The sequence below is a fragment of the Streptomyces maremycinicus genome (genome assembly GCF_001184025.1).
In the GTDB taxonomy this organism is placed as follows: Bacteria; Actinomycetota; Actinomycetes; order Streptomycetales; family Streptomycetaceae; genus Streptomyces; species Streptomyces maremycinicus.
In genome coordinates, this window is record NZ_BBYG01000017.1 from 92060 (window position 1) to 112440 (window position 20381).

Sequence of the window (20381 nt, forward strand, 5' to 3'; positions counted from 1 at the left end):
GCCCTCCTAGAGCGTCTCGAGGAAGCCGAGCGCCACCCGCCAGGTGGCCTCGGCCGCCTCCTCGTCGTAGTCGGGCAGCTCGGGGTCGGTGTACAGGTGCCCGGCGCCCGCGTACCGGTAGATCTCCACGTCCGCGCCCGCTCTGCCCATCTGGAGGTACCAGGCGCTCAGCCAGTCGTCGGTCTCGAACTGGTCCGGCTCCGCGACGTGCAGCTGCACCGGCAGGCCGTCCACCGAGACGTTCGGCGCCAGGTCCGAGGTGCCGTGCAGCAGGAGCAGGCCGCGCGCCCTGGCGTCACCGAGGGCGAGGGTCTGCGCGATCGACGCGCCGAGCGAGAACCCGGCGTACACCAGCCCGCGCTCCGAGTAGGGCGCGGCGGCCAGGACCGCCCTCTTCAGCAGCTCGTCCTTGCCGATCTCCTCGTTGTACGCCATGCCCTCCTCGACCGTGTCGAAGGTATGGCCCTCGAAGAGGTCCGGGGTCCACACCTCGTGCCCGGCGGCGCGCAGCCGGTCCGCCGCGGCGCCCACCGCGGGCCGCGGACCGTAGGTCGAGTGAAAGAGCATGATGTTCATGTGCCCATGGTGCCAGCCTGCACTGACAACGCCGTGCGTGCGCCTCCTCACAGAAACCGCATGTTCAGGACCCCTCCGGCCCGGTTACGTTCGAAGGCATGGAGAACCTGCTCCGCCCCGTGATCGTGGTCGGCGGCTCGGTCGTGCTGACAGTCCTCATCGGCTGGGCCACCGACCGCCTGCTGTCCAAGGCCGACCTGCGGCACCCCGAGACCCCGCTGTGGGGTCTGCTGCGCCGTGGCCGCATCCCCTATCAGCTCGTGCTGTGCGCGGCGATGCTGAGAGGGTCGTACGACGCCGCTCAGCTGCTGGAGGACCATCGGACCGGTATCGGCCAGTTCCTCACCCTGGTGCTGATCGGCTCGGCCGCCTGGCTGGTGATCAGGATCGCGGCGGCGATCGTCGAGACGTCGTACACCCGCTACGCGCGCGTGCACCGCGACGCGGCCCGCGTCCGGCGGGTGCGGACCCAGGTGTCGCTGATCATGAGGGTGGTGGCGGCCGTCGTCGGGGTGGTCGCGGCGGCCTCGATGCTGCTGACGTTCCCCGCCATGCGCGCGGCGGGCGCCTCCCTGCTCGCCTCGGCCGGGATCCTGGGCATCGTGGCCGGTGTGGCCGCCCAGTCGACGCTGAGCAATATGTTCGCCGGCTTCCAGATCGCCTTCGGCGACATGGTGCGCATCGGCGACACGGTTGTGGTGGACGGCGAGTGGGGCACGGTCGAGGAGATCACCCTGACCTTCCTGACCGTGCGGACCTGGGACGAGCGGCGGATCACGATGCCGGTCTCGTACTTCACCTCGAAGCCCTTCGAGAACTGGTCGCGCGGCACCCCGCAGATGACCGGCATCGTCTACTGGCACGTCGACCACGCGGCGCCGGTGGAGGCGATGCGCGAGAAGCTGCGGGACATCCTGCGCGAGTGCCCGGCCTGGGACGGCCGTGCCTGCGGACTCGACGTCACCGACACCACGCCCAACACCATGCAGGTGCGGGCCCTGGTCACGGCGAAGGACGCCGACGACATCTGGACGGTACGGGTCAGGGTCCGCGAGGAGATGATCCGCTGGCTGTCGAAGGAGCACCCCTACGCGCTGCCGAGGGTCAACACGGCGGACGCGGCGCTGCCCCCGGGCCGTCTGCCCGGCCAGTCGTCCTCCCCCGACGGCGCGTCCCGTCGCGTCCACGAGCCGCCGCGGTCGGTCCGCTGACCGTCAGTTCCCGCGCTCCGCACCGCCGTTGACCTGGACGACCTGCGAAGTGACGTGCCCGGCGCCCGGGGAGGCCAGCCAGTGCAGTGTGGCGGCGATGTCCCCGGGCGTCCCGGCGCGCCCGGTGAAGGTCTCGCCGATGAGCCGCTCGCGCCGCGCCGGTTCGATGGCGTCCCCGAAGAAACCGGTGTCCTCGACAAACCCCGGGGCGACGACGTTCACGGTGACGCCCCGGGGCCCGAGTTCCCGGGCGAGATCACGGGCGTACGGGTGCAGCGCGGCCTTGGCGGCGCCGTAGGCGCCGCTGCCGGATCCCCGGTAGGCGGCGATCGAGCCGATGAACAGCACCCGCCCGCCCGGCGAGGCGAGCCGGTCCTTCAGGGCCTCGGTGAGCAGCGCGGCGCTGAGGGTGTTGCTGCGGAAGTTGACGGTCCAGTGGTGCGCGACGCGGTCGAGCGGATCGGCGCTGTCGCTCGGCGGTTCCAGGTGCCCGGCGCCCCCGGCGCTGTGGACCAGCACGTCCACGGTGCCGAACTCCGCCTCGACGAACCGGGCGACGCCCCGCACCCGCTCCGGCTCGCTCAGATCCGCGGCGTAGGTGAGCGCTCCGGCCACCCCGGCCTTCTCCAGCACCTCGGCCCGCCGCCCGAGGAGCAGGACCCGGTCCCCGTCCGCGGCGAAGACCCGCGCCGCGGCGAGTCCGATTCCCGTTCCGCCTCCACTGACCACCACGTTGCGTGCCATGGCCCGAGCGTACGAGGAGTGCGGGCCGTGGACGTGGCGGTTCACACGACCGCCATGAACCCGCCGGGCGCGCGAGGCGGGTCCGGCCGTCTCACTTGAGGCTGCGCACGTCCAGGTGGCGCAGCACGCGGTCCACGATCTCCGGATCGGAGCCCGGCTCGCTGCGCGCGGCGACCACCTCGTGCCGGGCCGCGCTCAGCATCTCCGCCTGGATCCGCCGTACCCGCTTCAGTCTCCGCACCCGGTGGTCGTGCCCCTCGCGCCGTTCGTCCTCGCCGACGTCCGGGCTGATCCGCAGCCCGATGTCGAAGGCCCGTCGCAGCATCTGCTCGGACAGCTCCTCCGGCAGGTCCTCCTCGGCCTCGATCTCGCGCAGCCGCCGTTTCGCCGCCTTCGCGGCCCGTACCGCGAGCTCCTTCTCGAACTCCTTCTCCCGGTCGGCGTCCGACCGCACGTCGAGACGCTTGACGAGCCACGGCAGGGTCAGTCCCTGGAGGACCAGCGTCGCCATGATCACGCCGAACGCGATGAAGATGATCTCGTCCCGGTCGGGGAAGGGCCCGCCGTCGTCGGTCTTGAGCGGCACGGCCAGCGCCAGCGCCACCGAGGCCACCCCGCGCATCCCCGCCCACCACATGACGAGGGTCTCCCGCCAGTTCGTCGGAATGTCCTCGAGGTGGTCCTTCCTGGCGTGCAGCCGCTGCGTCAGCCAGGTCGCCGGCAGCAGCCACAGCAGCCGTACGACGACGACCACGGCCACGATCACCGCCGCCCAGCCCAGCATCTCCCCCCACCGCCCGGACGCCGTCCGGATCGCGTTGTGCAGCTCCAGGCCGATCAGCCCGAACGCGACGCCCGTGACGAGGGTGTCGATGATGTCCCAGAAGGTGTGGCCGGCCAGCCGGGTCAGCACGTCGTCGGGGTCGGTGGCGTACTCGGCGAGGAACATGGCGGTGGTCAGGACGGCCAGCACGCCGGACCCGTGGAACTCCTCCGCCAGTACGTAGGACGCGTACGGCACGAGGAGCGTCAGCCCGATTTGCAGGGTGGTGTCGCCGAGGACGTCCAGCAGCCTGTTAGCGCCCCAGCCGAGCGCGACGCCCACCGCCACCGCCACCACCGCGGACAGGACCAGGTCGAGACCGGCCTGCCACGGTGAGAACGAGCCGCTGACCGCCGCCGCGATCGCGACGTGGTAGAGCACGATGGCCGTCACGTCGTTGAACAGCCCCTCGCCCTCCAGGATGGAGACCAGCCGGCGGGGCAGCCCGAGCTGTCCGGCCACGGCGGTCGCGGCCACCGGGTCGGGCGGCGCGACCAGCGCGCCCAGCGCCACGGCCGCGGCGACCGGCAGCCCCGGCACGATCGTGTGGGCCACGGCCGCCACGCAGACCGTCGTGACGAACACCAGCGCCACGGCCAGCAGGAAGATCGGCCGCACGTTGGCCGCGAACTGGCGCCACGAGGTCCGGCGCACCGCCGCGTACAGCAGCGGCGGCAGCAGGAGGGGCAGGATCAGGTCCGGCGGGATCTCCACGTTGGGCACGAAGTCGAGCACCGCGAGGACGATCCCGAGCAGCGTCATGAGCACCGGCGCCGGCAACCCGAACCGGTCGCCGACCGGGACGCTCACCACGGCCCCGAGCAGCAGGACGAACAAGAGGGCCAGCTGGTCCACGATCAGCGCTCCGGTCTAGACGATCAAGAACATCCAGACCTCAAGCGTCGCACGACCACCGTCCGCTACAGGGAACGCCGCATGGACCGGTGCGGAATCCCCGCCTCCATGTCCTGCGGCCCGTAGGCCACGTACCCCAGTCGCTCGTAGAACCCCAGCGCCTGGGTCTGCGCGTGCAGGTCCACGGCCGCGAGTCCGCGCGCGCGTGCCGCCTCCTCGATGGCCCGCACCAGCGCGACCCCGACGCCCAGTCCGCGCGCCTCGCGGGTCACGGCGAGCCGCCCCAGCGAGCCCACCGACGGATCGCCGCCGGTCCTGGGGGCCGCCGCCGCGCCGGACAGCAGCCGCCCGGTGCCGAGCGGCAGTCCGTCCTCCCGGACCGCCAGCACATGGACGGCGTCCGCGTCGTGCTCGTCGTACTCCAGGTCCTCGGGCACGCCCTGCTCGCCGACGAAGACCTCCTTGCGCACCGCGAAGCACGCCTCACGTTCGGCGGGGTCCTCGGCGACCCGCACCGAGTACGCGGGGATGCCGTCGGTGGCCCGGCCGCTCATCCGTAGGTCTCCTCGCGGACCTGCTCCAGGGCCTTGGCCAGGTCCTCGGGGTAGTCGCTGGCGAACTCCGCCCACTGCCCGTCGCCGGGGTGCTCGAAGCCCAGCCGCACCGCGTGCAGCCACTGCCGGGTCAGGCCGAGCCGCTTGGCGAGCGTGGGGTCGGCGCCGTAGGTCAGGTCACCGACGCAGGGGTGACGGTGGGCGGCCATGTGCACGCGGATCTGGTGCGTGCGGCCCGTCTCCAGCTTCACGTCCAGCAGGGAGGCCGCGCGGAAGGCCTCGATCAGGTCGTAGTGCGTGACGGACGGCTTGCCCTCGGCCGTGACCGCCCACTTGTAGTCGTGGTGCGGATGCCGGCCGATCGGTGCGTCGATCGTGCCGCTGGTCGGGTCGGGGTGGCCCTGGACGAGCGTGTGGTAGCGCTTGTCGACCGTGCGCTCCTTGAACTGGCGCTTGAGCGACGTGTACGCACGCTCCGACTTGGCGACCACCATCAGCCCCGAGGTGCCGACGTCCAGCCGGTGCACGATGCCCTGGCGCTCGGCCGCACCGGAGGTGGAGATGCGGTACCCGGCGGCGGCGAGCCCGCCGATGACGGTCGTCCCGCTCCAGCCGGGCGACGGGTGCGCGGCCACGCCGACCGGCTTGACGATCACGACCACGTCGTCGTCGTCGTGCACGATCTCCATGCCCTCGACCGGCTCGGCGACGATCTGCACCGGCGCCGGCGCCTGCGGCATCTCGACCTCCAGCCAGGCCCCGCCGATCACCCGCTCGGACTTACCGACCACCGAGCCGTCGACCGTGACCTTCCCCGCCGCAGCCAGCTCGGCGGCCTTCGTACGGGAGAAGCCGAACATGCGGGAGATGGCGGCGTCTACGCGCTCGCCCTCCAGGCCGTCCGGCACGGGCAGGGTACGGGTCTCGGGAATCGTGCTCACCCGTCGAGTATGCAGGACGGCTCCGGTACCGCCGTACGGCCCTGTGGACAACCACCGCCGACGACCCCCGCCGACAGCCACCGTGGCCGACCGCTGGCTGTGGTCGAACGCCGTGGTCGACCGCCGCGCGCGGTCAGTCCTTGTGGACGGTCCCGTCCGGGTCCAGTCCCTTGAAGGACAGCAGCACGATCAGGATGCCGCCGCAGACGATCGCCGAGTCGGCGAGGTTGAAGACGGCGAAGTGCTTCGGGGCGATGAAGTCCACGACCGCGCCCTCGAAGACGCCCGGCGCGCGGAAGATCCGGTCGGTGAGGTTGCCCAGCGCGCCGCCCAGCAGCAGCCCCAGGGCGATCGCCCAGGGCAGGCTGTAGAGCTTGCGGGCGAGCCGGGCGATCACCACGATCACGGCCGTCGCGATGACCGTGAAGATGATGGTGAAGGCCTCACCGAAGCCGAAGGCCGCGCCCGCGTTGCGGATGGCCTCGAACTTCAGCCAGTCCCCGACGATCTCGATCGGCGCGTGATGCTCCAGCTCGGCGACCACGATCATCTTGCTGACCAGGTCGATCACGTACGCGATCGTGGCGACGGTGAAGAGCACGGCGATGCGGCGCTTGCCCCTGGGCCGCGCCCCGGTGCTCTCCTGCCCGTCCGGGCCGGACGACTGCTCCGGCTCGGATCCCGCCTCTGGGGTGTCCGGCGTACCGATGACGCGCTCCGCCTCTGCCACGTGAGTCCCTCAACCTAGGTACCTGACTGAGGACGAGGGTACGGCACACCCCCCGGCAGCCAGGTGATCAGTACCGGCGCTCCTGCTTCTGCTTGCACTCGACGCACAGCGTGGCCCTCGGGAAGGCCTGCATCCGGGCCTTGCCGATGGCCTGGCCGCAGTTCTCGCACAGGCCGTAGGTACCGGCGTCCAGCCGCTCCAGGGCGTGCTCGGTCTGCACCAGCATCTCGCGCGCGTTGGCGGCCAGCGCCAGTTCGTGTTCGCGCGTGATGTTCTTCGTGCCGGTGTCCGCCTGGTCGTCGCCGGCACCGTCCCCCGAGTCCCGCATCAGGCCCGTCAGGGCCGCCTCGGAGGAGGCGAGCTCCGCCCGCAGCCGCGCCTGCTCGGAGTCGAGCTCCGCGCGGGCCTCCTCGACCTCCTCCGGCGTCCACGGCTCCTCGCCGGGGCGCACCGCCAGCTCGCCCGGCTCCGCTGCGGCGAGGCGTGCCTTGGGAACGGCGGTCTTCGCCGCTGTGGCCGTACCCGGAGTCTTCTTCGCAACCACAGTCGTGGCTCCCGTCTGCTCCGCGGCCGAGGCCGCGCCCACCTTCTTGGCCGTGCTCTTCCTGCCCGCACTCGTCCCGGTCACGCCTTCGGCACCGACGATCTTCTCGTCGGTGACCTTCTCGGCGTCGACCTTCTTCGCGGTGACCTTCCTGGCGGCGGACTTCTTGGCAGCCGCCTTGCCGGCGACCGCCGTGGCCGCCTTCTTCGCCACGCCCTTCTTGGCGACGCTCTTCTTGGCGACGCTCTTCTTCGCGACGCCCGTCTTCACGGCTGCCTTCTCGGCGGCGGTCTTCCTCGCGGCGGTCTTCTTCGCCGCGGGCGCCTTCCCGGCCGGACCGCCGTTCCCTTCCGGTGCGCCCGCCCCCGCCTGCGCCGCTTCCTCCTCCACCGGTCTTCGGGCCACCGCCTTGCCGGCGGCGGACTTCCCGGCGGCGGCCTTCTTGGCCACCGACTTCTTCGGCGCCCCGGCCGCGACCGACCGCACCGTCTTCACGGCCCTGCCGTCCTTGGCCGCGCCACCGGAGGAACCGGAGGCACCGGCCGGACCGGAGGCACCGGACGGACCGGGAGCACCAGAGGCGCCGGAGGCATCGGAAACACCGGAGGCACGCGTGGAGCTGCCGGACGACGACTGCTGTACGGCGGTCTTCTTCGCCACCATGGCCGCGGCCCCTTCACATATTGTGATCTTGCACGCGAATCGTGCTGGGACGATAAATCGACTTGGAGCCCGCGGCAACGGGGCGCACCGCCCGATTCGCCCGCCTCGCGCACGCCACGCGGCAAGCCTGCATCCGTTGTGCCCAGCTCCCCGCCCGGTAATCCGCCGAGCCGGGCATCCCGGAATCCGGGCACCCATACCATCACACATAGCGACCATTGGGGTTGTTCCGGACCGGACCGGAGACCGGGTCCGGCGCCCCCGAAAACCCGTCGGCCGCTGTCGTCGCGGAGCCGTACACTGGGCGGAGCGAAAAGCGTGGATGGGGACGAGTAGCGGCGTACGCAGCCCAGAGCGACCCGGGGACGGTGGAAGCCCGGGGGCGAGCGCGACGTGAAGATCACCCCGGAGCCGCCGGAGGAAAGCCCCAGCCGACAGGCGAAGGCCAGTAGAACCGGCATCGCGACCCCAATGAGGGGGCTCACCGGCGCGCAGAGGGCGCCGGAGGGCCAAGGAGGGTGGTACCGCGGGAGCGCGCCGCACACGGCGTAGACAGCCAAGTCGGCTCTCGTCCCTCCGACGGAAGACAGTATGTCCGCCGGAGGAAGCTCGTTGAACACGCAGCCGCAGTACCGACAGGTGCCCGCCCAGGTCGACCTGCCCGCCCTCGAGCACGCGGTGCTCGACTTCTGGCGCGAGCAGAAGATCTTCGCCAAGAGCCTGGAGCAGTCCGAGGGCCGCCCCGAGTGGGTGTTCTACGAGGGCCCGCCCACCGCCAACGGCATGCCGGGCGCCCACCACATCGAGGCCCGCGTCTTCAAGGACGTCTTCCCCCGCTTCCGCACCATGCGCGGCTACCACGTGGCGCGCAAGGCCGGCTGGGACTGCCACGGCCTCCCGGTGGAGCTCGCGGTCGAGAAGGAGCTCGGCTTCTCCGGCAAGCAGGACATCGAGGCGTACGGCATCGCCGCCTTCAACGACAAGTGCCGCGAGTCCGTGCTCCGCCACACCGACGCGTTCTCCGAGCTGACTACCCGCATGGGCTACTGGGTCGACCTCGACGACGCCTACGTCACGATGGACCCCGAGTACATCGAGTCGGTCTGGTGGTCGCTGAAGGAGATCTACAACAAGGGCCTGCTGGTCCAGGACCACCGCGTCGCCCCCTGGTGCCCCCGGTGCGGCACGGGCCTGTCCGACCACGAGCTGGCCCAGGGCTACGAGACGGTCGTCGACCCGTCCGTGTACGTCCGTTTCCCGCTCACCTCCGGTCCGCTCGCCGGCGAGGCCGCCCTCCTGGTGTGGACGACGACCCCCTGGACGCTCGTCTCCAACACGGCCGTGGCCGCGCACCCCGAGGTCCCCTACGTCGTGGCGACCAACGGCGAGGAGAAGCTCGTCGTCGCCGAACCGCTGGTCGCCAAGGCGCTCGGCGAGGGCTGGGAGACCACCGGCGAGACCTTCACCGGCGCCGAGATGGAGCGCTGGACCTATCAACGTCCGTTCGAGCTCGTGGAGTTCCCGGAGCCCGCCCACTACGTGGTGAACGCCGAGTACGTCACCACCGAGGACGGCACCGGTCTGGTCCACCAGTCCCCCGCCTTCGGTGAGGACGACCTCAAGGTCTGCCGCTCCTACGGCCTGCCCGTCGTCAACCCGGTCCGCCCGGACGGCACCTTCGAGGAGTCCGTCCCGATGGTCGGCGGCGTCTTCTTCAAGAAGGCGGACGAAAAGCTCACCGAGGACCTCCAGCAGCGCGGCCTCCTGTTCAAGCACATCCCGTACGAGCACAGCTACCCGCACTGCTGGCGCTGCCACACCGCGCTCCTCTACTACGCGCAGCCGTCCTGGTACATCCGCACCACGGCCGTCAAGGACCGCCTCCTCCAGGAGAACGAGAAGACCAACTGGTTCCCGGACACGGTCAAGCACGGCCGCTACGGCGACTGGCTGAACAACAACATCGACTGGGCGCTGTCCCGCAACCGCTTCTGGGGCACCCCGCTGCCGATCTGGCGCTGCGAGGAGGACCACCTCACCGTCGTCGGCTCCCGCGCGGAGCTGTCCGAACTCACCGGCACCGACCAGTCCGAGCTGGACCCGCACCGCCCGTACATCGACGCCGTCACCTTCGCCTGTCCCCAGGACGGCTGCGGGCGGACGGCCACGCGCGTGCCGGAGGTCATCGACGCCTGGTACGACTCGGGTTCGATGCCGTTCGCGCAGTGGGGCTACCCGTACAAGAACAAGGACCTCTTCGAGTCGCGCTACCCGGCGCAGTTCATCAGCGAGGCCATCGACCAGACCCGCGGCTGGTTCTACACGCTGATGGCGATCGGCACGCTGGTCTTCGACAAGTCGTCGTACGAGAACGTCGTCTGCCTGGGCCACATCCTCGCCGAGGACGGCCGCAAGATGTCCAAGCACCTGGGCAACATCCTTCAGCCGATCCCGCTGATGGACCAGCACGGCGCCGACGCGGTGCGCTGGTTCATGGCGGCCGGCGGTTCCCCGTGGGCGGCCCGCCGGGTGGGCCACAACACCATCCAGGAGGTCGTCCGCAAGACGCTCCTGACGTACTGGAACACGGTCGCCTTCCAGGCGCTGTACGCCCGTACGTCCGGCTGGGCGCCGAGTGAGGCCGACCCGGCCCCGGCCGACCGCCCGGTGCTGGACCGCTGGCTGCTCTCCGAACTCCACGCGCTCACCGACCAGGTGACGCAGGCTCTGGAGGCGTACGACACCCAGCGCGCCGGCAAGCTGCTCTCCGCGTTCGTCGACGACCTCTCCAACTGGTACGTCCGCCGCTCCCGTCGCCGCTTCTGGCAGGGCGACAAGGCCGCGCTGCGCACCCTGCACGAGGTCGTCGAGACGGTCACCAAGCTGATGGCCCCGCTGACGCCGTTCATCACCGAGCGGGTCTGGCAGGACCTCGTCGTGCCGGTCACCCCGGACGCCCCGGACTCGGTCCACCTGGCCGCCTGGCCGGAGCCGGACCTCTCCGCGATCGACCCGGAACTGTCGAAGCAGATGGTCCTGGTCCGCCGCCTGGTGGAGCTGGGCCGCGCCACGCGCGCGGAGTCGGGCGTCAAGACCCGTCAGCCGCTCAAGCGCGCCCTGATCGCCGCGAGCGGCTTCGACGCCCTCGACCGCGAGCTGCACGGGCAGATCACGGAGGAGCTCAACGTCGAGTCGCTGGCGTCCCTCTCCGAGGTCGGCGGCAGCCTGGTCGACACGACCGCCAAGGCCAACTTCCGCGCCCTCGGCAAGCGGTTCGGCAAGCGCGTCCAGGAGGTCGCCAAGGCCGTCGCCGACGCCGACGCGGCCGCGCTGTCCCTCGCCCTGCGCGAGGGCACGGCCTCGGTGGAGGTCGACGGCGAGACGATCACCCTGGCCCCCGACGAGGTCATCATCACGGAGACCCCGCGCGAGGGCTGGTCCGTCGCCTCCGACTCCGGCGCGACGGTCGCCCTCGACCTGGAGATCACCGAGGAGCTGCGGCGGGCGGGCCTGGCCCGGGACGCGATCCGGCTGATCCAGGAGGCCCGCAAGAACAGCGGCCTCGACGTCGCCGACCGCATCGCGCTGCGCTGGACCGCGACCGACCCGGCGACGGCGGACGCCCTGTCCGGCCACGCCGGCCTCATCGCCGACGAGGTGCTCGCCACGGACTTCGCCCAGGGCGAGGCGGACGACACGTACGGCGCCCCGTTCACGGACGACGGCCTGACGCTGACGTTCCGCCTGCGCAAGGCGTAGGGCGTAAGGCACCGGCGAGGGCCCGGTTCCCCCCTGGGGGCCGGGCCCTTCGCATGTCGGCGTGCGGGTCCGGCGAGGGCGCGCATGATCGCCGTCAACACGCGTAAAAAGGGCGGGACCCCGGATGGTGATCCGGGGTCCCGCCCTTTGAACGCTGCCGACGCCTAAGGCGTACTACAGGCCGTCAGTTGTCGTCCTCGTCGATGAGGAAGCCACGCATCGGCGAGGGAGCCTGACCCATCGGCGACGGGCCCTGCGGCCGCACCGGAGCCATCGGCTGGGTCATCGCCGGCGACATCTGCTGCTGCCCGCCGTAGGACGGCGCGGCCGGGCTGGGAGCGCCCATGCCGGGGTTGCCGCCGTAGGACTGGGCACCGGCACCGGCCGGAGCCATGGAAGGCGCCGGGGACGGCGGCAGCGAAGCCGTGGCCGGAGTACGCGGCGGAGCCAGGGAGTCGTCGGCCTGGGTCTCCAGCTGACGCAGCTGGGACTCGAGGTACGACTTCAGACGCGTGCGGTACTCGCGCTCGAAGCCACGCAGGTCCTCGACCTTGCGCTCCAGCGTGGCGCGGGCGGACTCCAGGGAGCCCATCGCGACGCGGTGCTTCTCCTGCGCGTCCCGCTCCAGGGCGTCGGCCTTGGCACGGGCGTCCCGCTCGAGACCCTCGGCACGCGAACGCGCCTCACCGACGATCTTGTTGGCCTCGGAACGGGCCTCGGCGATCGCCTGGTCGGCGGTCTGCTGGGCCAGCGAGAGGACACGGGCGGCGCTGTCGCCACCGGGGCCCTGACCGGGGCCGCCCATCGGACCGCCCATGGGGCCGCCCATCGGGCCACCCATCTGCTGCTGCATGGGGTTCTGGCCCATCGGACCCTGACCCATCGGGCCCTGACCCATGGGGCCTTGGCCCATCGGACCCTGACCCATCTGCTGCTGCATGGGGTTCTGGCCCATCGGACCCTGACCCATCGGGCCCTGGCCCTGCGGACCGCCCTGGCCGCCGTTGGGGCCGGCGGGCAGCTGCGGCGCACCGCTCGGCAGCTGGGGCGGGCCACCCATGGGGCCACCCATCTGCTGCTGCGGCGGGCCCGATATGCCGGCGGGCACCGGAGCACCCGGGCCTCGCATGCCCTGCTGCGGCATGCCCTGCGGAGGCATCCCCTGCTGGGGCATGCCCTGCTGCTGCATGCCGCCCTGCTGGGGCATGCCACCCTGCTGCTGGTCCTGTTCGGGCGGCTTGCGCATGTTCTGCTGGTTCTGGGCAGCAGCGCGCGTGGCCGCGGCCAGCTTGGCCCGCAGGTCCTCGTTCTCACGAAGCAGGCGGGTCAGTTCGGCTTCGACCTCATCGAGGAAGGCATCGACCTCGTCCTCGTCATAGCCTTCTCGGAGGCGGACGGTCGTGAACTGCTTGTTCCGCACGTCCTCGGGGGTCAACGGCATCTCTTCACCTCAACGTAGTCGTCGGCATCGGCAAGACGGTAGTTCACATCGCTCACAGCCGGCTCACGATCGAGATCAGGATGTAGACGATGATCATCAGTACGAAGAAGGACAGGTCGAGCGCCACGCCCCCGAGACGCAACGGCGGGATGACCCGCCGCAGAAGCTTGAGCGGTGGATCGGTGACAGTGTAGGTGGCCTCCAGAACGACCACCATCGCCTTGCCGGGCTGCCATGAGCGGGCGAACTGGAAGACGTAGTCCATGACCAACCGGAAGATGAGCACGATGAGGAAGACCATCAGCGCGATGTAGACGACATCCAGGACCACGCTCATGTTCGGTGCTTCCCTCTCCCCTGTTCCCTGCTTCTCTGTACTGCTGCTTCCGGCCTAGCGTCTCAGCTCTGGTTGAAGAACCCGCCCTCTGCGATGCGGGCCTTGTCCTCCGCCGTGACATCGACGTTAGCAGGCGACAACAGGAACACCTTCTGCGTCACCCGCTCGATGCTGCCGTGAAGACCAAACACCAAACCCGCCGCAAAGTCGACAAGTCGCTTCGCGTCTGTGTCATCCATCTCAGTCAGATTCATGATCACCGGGGTGCCCTCACGGAAGTGTTCCCCGATGGTACGGGCCTCGTTGTAGGTCCGGGGGTGAAGCGTGGTGATCCGGTACGGCTCTCGTTCCGACACGACCTTGGGCATGATCACCGGTGCGTTCTTCTCCAGGGACTGACGTTCTTGTGTGATGGATGCCACGGGCGCGATCCGCGCCGGACGCCCGGATTCCGCGCCTAGCGAAGCGGAGCGGGCCACCGGCTCACGCGGCGCCGGCGGCTGCACGATTCGCACCTCTTCATCCCTTTGGGACTGATGCGTACCATGTGACTGATGGGACGGCTCGTGTCGCCGGTGGTCCCGCTCGGGCTCCGGGTCGAGCTCGGGTTCGAAGTCGTCGTCGGGGTCGAATCCCCGGCCGTCGTACCCATCGTCCTCCACGAGGCCGAGGTAGACCGCCATCTTGCGCATCGCGCCGGCCATTCTCTGAGTCCTCCGCTCTGTGGTGGATCGACTTTCGACTGCCAAGTCCCGCGATCCACGTGGCCCTTGTGTCCGCCCTTCGGCGGTAATGACCATATTTTCTGCTGTGGTCCGACTTCCTGGCGACGTTACCCGAGCCTGGGGCGGACTCCGAGTACCGCAGTGCCGACGCGTACATGTGTCGCTCCGGCCGCCACGGCCTCCTCGAGGTCCGCACTCATCCCTGCCGACACCATGTTCGCAGCCGGATGGGCTCGGCGCAGGTCAGTCGACAAATCCATCAACCGCCCGAAGGCCTCGCGTTGGCGCCCGGCGTACTCCCCGGTCAGAGGTGCGACGGTCATCAGTCCGTCAAGGCGCAGCCCGGGGGCTCCGGCGACCAGAGCGGCCAACTCCTCGACGCCGCCCGGGGCCACACCGCCCCGCTCCCCGCGCCCGCTCGCCCCGGCGTCGAGCGCCACCTGGAGCAGACAGCCCACCTCGCGTCCGGCCCGCACGGCCTCCTTCGACAGGGCCGTCACCAGCCTGGCCCGGTCGACGGACTGCACCACGTCCGCGTAACCGACCACGGAACGCACCTTGTTGGTCTGGAGCTGGCCGACGAAGTGCCACCGCAGCGGCAGCTCGGCACACTCGGCCGCCTTGGGCGCGGCGTCCTGGTCCTTGTTCTCGGCGACATGACGCACGCCGAGTTCCGACAGGATGCGCACGTCGTCCGCCGGGTAGGTCTTGGTGACCACGATCAGGGTCACCTCCTCCCGTGCGCGGCCCGCGGCCGCGCACGCGGCGGCGATCCGCTCCTCCACCTTCGCCAGGTTCTCGGCGAGTTCACGCTTACGGTCCGTCATGCCCATCGGTCCAGCCAGACATATCCCGCGAGTCGCCCCGTCGAGCGGTCACGGCGATACGAGAAGTGATCGTTCGACTCCCGTGTGCACACCGGCGACCGCTCCCGGTCGCGCACCCCGAGCCGGTCGAGCTGGGCGTGCACCCCGGCGACCACGTCGACGGCGGGAGTGCCCCAGCTCGTCTCGGCACTCGCCGCCGGCTCGACGGAGGCCACCTCGGCGCGCATCGCGTCGGGCACCTCGTAGCACCGCCCGCACACGGCGGGTCCGGTGCGGGCGACGATCCGGGAGGGGTCGGCGCCGAGCGACGCCATCGCGTCGATGGCGGCCGGCACGATCCCCTTGACCATGCCAGGCCGCCCGGCGTGGGCGGCCGCGACCACTCCGGCGACGGGGTCGGCGAGCAGGACGGGCACGCAGTCCGCCGTGAGTACGGCGAGGGCGAGTCCGCGGGTCGCGGTCACCAGGCCGTCGACCGGCGGGGTGAGCGAGGTGGTCCACGGTCCTTCGACCTCGGCGACGTCGTTGCCGTGCACCTGGTTCATCCAGACGACCCGGGCGGCATCCAGGCCCAGCGACTTGGCCGCCAGCTCACGGTTGGTGCGTACGGCGTCGGGGTCGTCGCCGACCGCTCCGCCGAGGTTGAGCTCCTCATACGGAGCGGCGCTCACCCCGCCCCACCGGTCGGTGAAGGCGAAGTGCGCGCCGCTCACGCTCTCGCGCTGTCCTATCACTTCAGGAAGTCCGGCACGTCCAGTTCCTCGGCCGCGCTGTCCGAGTACGACCGCGACGGCGGCACCGGCGGCGAGACCGGAAGGTCGGCCACCGGCTCGGGGGCCGGCTGCGGGTCCTCCTTGGGGGTCACGCTGCCGAGCGAGCCGAAGGACGGCCGGCTCTCGGGCTGCCGCACCGGGGTGGGCTCCTCGCGGCGTGCCGAGGACGAGGACGAGGACGAGCCCATGACGGTCTCCCGGCGGGCCGGGGGCTGCCCCCCGTCGAAGCCGGCCGCGATGACGGTGACCCGGACCTCGTCGCCGAGCGCGTCGTCGATGACCGCGCCGAAGATGATGTTGGCCTCGGGGTGCGCGGCCTCGCTGACCAGCTGGGCGGCCTCGTTGATCTCGAACAGGCCGAGGTCGGAGCCGCCGGAGATGGAGAGCAGGACGCCCCGGGCGCCGTCGATGGAGGCCTCCAGGAGCGGCGAGGAGATCGCCATCTCGGCGGCGGCCACCGCGCGGTCGTCGCCGCGGGCCGAGCCGATGCCCATGAGGGCCGAACCGGCCTCGGACATGACCGACTTGACGTCGGCGAAGTCGAGGTTGATCAGACCCGGGGTGGTGATCAGGTCGGTGATGCCCTGGACACCGGAGAGCAGGACCTGGTCGGCCGACTTGAAGGCGTCGAGGACCGAGACCTGGCGGTCCGAGATGGACAGCAGTCGGTCGTTGGGGATGACGATGAGGGTGTCGACCTCTTCGCGGAGTTCCGCGATGCCGTCCTCGGCCTGGTTGGCGCGGCGCCTGCCCTCGAAGGTGAAGGGGCGGGTGACCACACCGATGGTGAGGGCGCCGAGGTTGCGCGCGATGTTGGCCACGACGGGCGCGCCGCCGGTGCCGGTGCCGCCTCCCTCGCCGGCCGTCACGAAGACCATGTCGGCCCCCTTGAGGACCTCCTCGATCTCCTCGCGGTGGTCCTCGGCCGCCTTGCGGCCCACGGCCGGGTTGGCGCCGGCGCCGAGTCCGCGCGTGAGTTCACGGCCGACGTCGAGCTTGACGTCTGCGTCGCTCATCAACAGCGCCTGCGCGTCGGTGTTGATGGCGATGAACTCGACGCCCTTGAGACCGACCTCGATCATCCGGTTGATGGCATTGACACCACCGCCGCCGACACCGATGACTTTGATGACTGCGAGGTAGTTCTGCGGTGCTGCCACGTCGAAGGCCTCTCGCCTCGAGTTACGTGTCGTCGACTCACAGGTGATGTGATCCGACGACTGATGCCGAATGGGACGGTCCGTTTCGCCGACCCGAACCCTAACGCTGAAGTTTAGGGTTACCAGTGTGTCTGTTCCTTGGAGTCTTCTGAACAGGACACTAAGTCGACAAGTGGCGCCCGTTCAACGAACACGCCGAACCTCCCGTTTTTCTTTTCACCCTATGTGATCAGCCATGTCGCTGCCCAACCAGGGTGCTGGCCTGCGCGGATGTGCGTCAACTCCCCGCTGACGCAGGGGCGGTGGGAGCGCTGACATCGAAGTGCCGCGCGGCCGGGGCGGCTTTCATGAGAGCGGTGAGTGTACGGCCCTTCGCCGCGGCCTTCTCGGCACTCCCCCACGCGACCGTGCGGCCGCCGCTCAACTCCAGCGAGATGTCGTCGTAGGAACGGACCTTGACGACCCGGGTGGTCCGCGCGACGGCGGCGGGCAGGGAACCGGCGGCCTTCACCGCCTCCCGCACCAGCCCGGCCTCGCCGAACCGGCGCAGACTCGCGGCGGCCGAACGGGACGAGGATGCGGCCATTTCCAGTAGCGGGACGCCTTTCGGGGCCTCGGACACCGTGGCGAAACGGACGCCTTCGTCGTCCACCTCCACGAATTTCGACCCCTTTTGCACCAGCAGGACCGGCGTACGCTCTGTCACTTTCAGGCCGATTCCATCGGGCCATGAACGCACCACGTCGACCGAGTGGATGCGGGGCAGTTCGCCGCGCAGCCGGGCCTCGATCCCGTCGATGTCGACCGAGACCAACGGCGATCCGACCGGTACGGCCGCGGCTTCGCGCACCTGCTGCGCCGTCAGCACCTTCGTGCCGGACACGGAGACCCGCTCCACGCGCAGCCACTGCGAGCCGTACAGCACCCAGCCGGTGCCCGCGCCGAGGAGCACGACGGCCAGCGCGAGAATGATGATCGTACGAAGTCGGCGCGGCCCCAACCACCGGACGAGGGGCGGGCCGGACGACTCCTGCTGGCGTGCACCGCGTTCGGCGGTGGCTGATCCGGCCACGCACACTCCCTTTCCTGGCTCGTCCGCCCCCGGGGCACCGCAGCCGGTGTCGAGTGCCCGGCCCCGCTCGGCCCTTCGGGCCTGAGCGTGCTCGGGCGCTCGACACCGGCGCGTCCCTTCGGCTCACTCGCCGACGCGTTTCCTAACGTCGTGCACGGGAGGCGGCGATCGCCTCGTACACCATGCCGACGAGCAGCTCGTCGGCGTCCCGGCGGCCGAACTCGCTGGCGGCGCGGGACATCTCGTACAGCCGGTGCGGGTCGGCGAGGACGGGCAGGACGGTCTCCCGGACCCATTCCGGGGTCAGTTCCGCGTCGTCGACCAGCAGCCCACCGCCCGCCTTGACCACCGGCTGGGCGTTCAGCCGCTGTTCGCCGTTGCCGATGGGCAGCGGGACATAGGCGGCCGGAAGCCCGACGGCGGAGAGTTCGGCGACGGTCATCGCGCCCGCGCGGCAGAGCATCATGTCGGCGGCGGCGTACGCGAGGTCCATCCGGTCCACGTACGGTACCGGGATGTAGGGGGGCATCCCCGGCATCTGCTGCACCTGCGGCAGTTCGTTCTTCGGACCGACCGCGTGCAGGATCTGGATACCGGCCTGCTGGAGCCAGGGCGCGACCTGCTGGACCACCTCGTTGAGGCGGCGGGCGCCCTGCGAGCCGCCGGAGACCAGCAGGGTGGGCAGGTTGGGGTCCAGGCCGAACATGTGCCGCGCCTCGGGACGCATGGCGGCGCGGTCCAGGGTGGCGATGGAGCGGCGCAGCGGGATGCCGATGTAACGGGCGTCCCGCAGCTTGCTGTCGGGCGTGGAGACCGCGACCCGGGCCGCGTAGCGCGAGCCGATCTTGTTGGCCAGGCCGGGGCGGGCGTTCGCCTCGTGGACCACGATCGGGACGCCGAGGCGCTTGGCGGCCAGATAGCCGGGCAGCGCCACGTACCCGCCGAAGCCGACGACGGCGTCCGCCTTGGTGCGCTCCAGGATCTGCTCGGCGGCCTTGATCGTGCCGCGCAGCCGGCCCGGGACGGTGATCAGTTCAGGGGTGGGCTTGCGCGGCAGCGGCACGGCGGGGATCAGCGCGAGGTCGTAGCCCCGCTGGGGAACGAGCGTGGTCTCCAGGCCGCGCTCCGTACCCAGGGCCGTGATCCCCACGGTGGGGTCCTGCCTGCGCAGGGCGTCCGCGAGGGCGAGCGCCGGCTCGATGTGGCCGGCGGTCCCCCCACCAGCGAGTACGACATGCACCGAAATTCACCGCTCTCCGGACGAACGCGCCGCCGAGGCACGCCGTCGCATCGTGTTCCATCTCCGGGGGCCCCGGTCGAACGCGGAGCCTCCAGTCCCCCGCTTTCTACCAAAGCGGGGGTGCCGCATCGCAAGCGCCGCCCGCGCACCGGGCTCGTCGCGTGCGAACGCGATGAGCAACCCGATGGCGAACATGGTCGGCAGCAGGGCGGAACCCCCGTAGGAGAACAGCGGGAGCGGGACGCCGGCGATCGGCAGCAGGCCGAGCACCGCACCGATGTTGATCACCGCCTGAGCGGTGATCCAGGTGGTCACGCCTCCCGCGGCATACCTCACGAAGGGGTCCTCCGTGCGTCCGGCCACGCGGATACCCGCATAGCCTAGAGCCGCGAACAGGGCGAGCACCGACAGCGTCCCCGCGAGGCCCAGTTCCTCACCGGTGACGGCGAAGATGAAGTCGGTGTGGGCCTCGGGCAGTTGGCCCCATTTCTCCACACTCGCACCGAGTCCGGAGCCGAAGATCCCGCCGGAGGCCAGGGCGTAGATCCCGTGCACGGCCTGCCAGCAGGCGTCGCCGGGGCCGGGATCCGTCGCACCGATGCACTGGAGGCGGGCCATCCGGTTCGGACTGGTCTTGATGAGGATCACGCCGAGGGTGGCGGCGATCGACAGCACCCCGACGAAGAGCCGGGTGGGCGCCCCCGCCAGCCACAGCAGCCCGAAGAGGATCGCGGTGAGGATGATCGCCGTGCCCATGTCGCCGCCGAGCATGATCAGCCCGAGCAGCATGAACGCGACCGGGACCAGCGGCACCAGCATGTGCTTCCACTGCCCGAGCAGTTTCTTGTCCTGTTTGCGGGCGAGCAGATCGGCACCCCACAGCACCAGCGCGAGCTTGCCGAACTCGCTGGGCTGGATCTGGAAGGAGCCGCCGAGCGAGATCCAGTTCTGGTTGCCGTTGACCGACATCCCTATCCCCGGCACCTGCACCAGCGCCATCATGAAGACGGCGCCCGCGAGGATCGGGTAGGCGAGCCCCCGGTGCAGTTTCACCGGCATCCGGGAGGCGACCAGCAGCAGCGCGGCCCCGATGGAGGCGGCCAGGAACTGTTTGCGGAAGAAGAACGACCCCGGCAACGACATCTGGAGCGCGGTGATCTGGGAGGCCGAGTAGACCATCACGAGGCCCAGGACCGTGATCAGCAGGCTGCCGCCGAAGATCAGGTAGTACGCCGTCAGCGGCCGGTCCCAGGCCTTCTGCGCCCGCGTGTGGAGCCGCCGTACGGCGTTGTCGCGGGGCGGGCGGGAGGCCGCGGCGGGTCTGCGGACGGTCCGCTGGACAGGCGGACGCCCGGTACGGCTACCGGGCATCGGCTGCTCCCGGGTGCGCGGCACGCCCGCTGTGC

Annotated in this window: 18 protein-coding genes; 2 read left to right on the forward strand and 16 right to left on the reverse strand. The window is 70.7% G+C overall.

Going from position 1 to position 20381, the window contains the following annotated elements; translation table 11 throughout:
• Positions 1–6: 6 nt before the first annotated feature.
• Positions 7–576 (reverse strand): dienelactone hydrolase family protein, encoded by a 570-nt coding sequence (locus tag AOQ37_RS25915; RefSeq protein WP_062647402.1) that lies wholly within the window; start codon positions 574–576, stop codon positions 7–9.
• A gap of 98 nt (positions 577–674) precedes the next feature.
• On the opposite strand from AOQ37_RS25915, the gene AOQ37_RS25920 reads away from it, so the two are divergent.
• Complete coding sequence (locus tag AOQ37_RS25920) at positions 675–1787, forward strand: mechanosensitive ion channel family protein (protein ID WP_062647404.1); 1113 nt, start codon at positions 675–677, stop codon at positions 1785–1787.
• A 3-nt stretch (positions 1788–1790) separates the two neighbouring features.
• Here AOQ37_RS25920 and AOQ37_RS25925 read toward each other — a convergent pair whose 3' ends face one another.
• The 6 genes from AOQ37_RS25925 to AOQ37_RS25950 form a co-directional block, all read right to left on the reverse strand.
• On the reverse strand, positions 1791–2531 hold the full coding sequence (locus AOQ37_RS25925) for an SDR family NAD(P)-dependent oxidoreductase (RefSeq protein ID WP_062647865.1): 741 nt from the start codon (positions 2529–2531) through the stop codon (positions 1791–1793).
• A gap of 91 nt (positions 2532–2622) precedes the next feature.
• Positions 2623–4209, reverse strand: coding sequence for a Na+/H+ antiporter (locus AOQ37_RS25930; protein WP_062647406.1), 1587 nt, complete (start codon positions 4207–4209; stop codon positions 2623–2625).
• A gap of 65 nt (positions 4210–4274) precedes the next feature.
• The gene (locus AOQ37_RS25935) at positions 4275–4763 is read right to left on the reverse strand and encodes a GNAT family N-acetyltransferase (protein WP_062647408.1); all 489 of its coding nucleotides are present in this window, start codon (positions 4761–4763) and stop codon (positions 4275–4277) included.
• On the reverse strand, positions 4760–5704 hold the full coding sequence (locus AOQ37_RS25940; RefSeq protein ID WP_062647410.1) for an RluA family pseudouridine synthase: 945 nt from the start codon (positions 5702–5704) through the stop codon (positions 4760–4762). Before AOQ37_RS25940 ends, AOQ37_RS25935 begins: the two co-directional genes overlap by 4 nt.
• A 133-nt stretch (positions 5705–5837) precedes the next feature.
• The gene (lspA, locus tag AOQ37_RS25945) at positions 5838–6434 is read right to left on the reverse strand and encodes a signal peptidase II (RefSeq protein WP_062647412.1); all 597 of its coding nucleotides are present in this window, start codon (positions 6432–6434) and stop codon (positions 5838–5840) included.
• Between the two features lie 67 nt (positions 6435–6501).
• Complete coding sequence (locus AOQ37_RS25950) at positions 6502–7641, reverse strand: TraR/DksA family transcriptional regulator (RefSeq protein ID WP_062647414.1); 1140 nt, start codon at positions 7639–7641, stop codon at positions 6502–6504.
• 591 nt (positions 7642–8232) lie between these two features.
• Between AOQ37_RS25950 and ileS the strand changes: the two genes are divergently transcribed.
• Positions 8233–11400, forward strand: coding sequence for an isoleucine--tRNA ligase (gene ileS, locus AOQ37_RS25955; RefSeq protein WP_062647415.1), 3168 nt, complete (start codon positions 8233–8235; stop codon positions 11398–11400).
• Positions 11401–11584: 184 nt separating this feature from the next.
• Here ileS and AOQ37_RS25960 read toward each other — a convergent pair whose 3' ends face one another.
• The 9 genes from AOQ37_RS25960 to ftsW all read right to left on the reverse strand — a co-directional run bounded on the left by AOQ37_RS25960 (position 11585) and on the right by ftsW (position 20346).
• Positions 11585–12841 carry a DivIVA domain-containing protein gene (locus AOQ37_RS25960; RefSeq protein ID WP_062647417.1) on the reverse strand — a complete coding sequence of 419 codons (1257 nt, stop codon included), beginning with the start codon at positions 12839–12841 and terminating at the stop codon, positions 11585–11587.
• A gap of 52 nt (positions 12842–12893) precedes the next feature.
• Positions 12894–13178, reverse strand: coding sequence for a YggT family protein (locus AOQ37_RS25965; RefSeq protein WP_020129925.1), 285 nt, complete (start codon positions 13176–13178; stop codon positions 12894–12896).
• A 62-nt stretch (positions 13179–13240) separates the two neighbouring features.
• A complete protein-coding gene (locus AOQ37_RS25970; protein WP_062647419.1) occupies positions 13241–13882 on the reverse strand; it encodes a cell division protein SepF in 642 nt (213 codons plus the stop codon).
• 128 nt (positions 13883–14010) lie between these two features.
• Positions 14011–14730 carry a YggS family pyridoxal phosphate-dependent enzyme gene (locus tag AOQ37_RS25975; protein WP_062647421.1) on the reverse strand — a complete coding sequence of 240 codons (720 nt, stop codon included), beginning with the start codon at positions 14728–14730 and terminating at the stop codon, positions 14011–14013.
• Positions 14727–15464, reverse strand: coding sequence for a peptidoglycan editing factor PgeF (gene pgeF, locus AOQ37_RS25980; protein ID WP_062647422.1), 738 nt, complete (start codon positions 15462–15464; stop codon positions 14727–14729). Before pgeF ends, AOQ37_RS25975 begins: the two co-directional genes overlap by 4 nt.
• Positions 15461–16663 carry a cell division protein FtsZ gene (gene ftsZ, locus AOQ37_RS25985; RefSeq protein ID WP_062647424.1) on the reverse strand — a complete coding sequence of 401 codons (1203 nt, stop codon included), beginning with the start codon at positions 16661–16663 and terminating at the stop codon, positions 15461–15463. The genes pgeF and ftsZ overlap by 4 nt, the downstream gene beginning before the upstream one ends.
• Positions 16664–16940: 277 nt before the next feature.
• Positions 16941–17735: a cell division protein FtsQ/DivIB gene (locus AOQ37_RS25990; protein WP_062647426.1), complete on the reverse strand. Its 795-nt coding sequence runs from the start codon at positions 17733–17735 to the stop codon at positions 16941–16943.
• Between the two features lie 142 nt (positions 17736–17877).
• The gene (murG, locus tag AOQ37_RS25995) at positions 17878–18975 is read right to left on the reverse strand and encodes an undecaprenyldiphospho-muramoylpentapeptide beta-N-acetylglucosaminyltransferase (RefSeq protein ID WP_028806861.1); all 1098 of its coding nucleotides are present in this window, start codon (positions 18973–18975) and stop codon (positions 17878–17880) included.
• A 6-nt stretch (positions 18976–18981) separates the two neighbouring features.
• Positions 18982–20346 (reverse strand): putative lipid II flippase FtsW, encoded by a 1365-nt coding sequence (ftsW, locus tag AOQ37_RS26000; RefSeq protein WP_062647428.1) that lies wholly within the window; start codon positions 20344–20346, stop codon positions 18982–18984.
• Between the last annotated feature and the right edge of the window lie 35 nt (positions 20347–20381).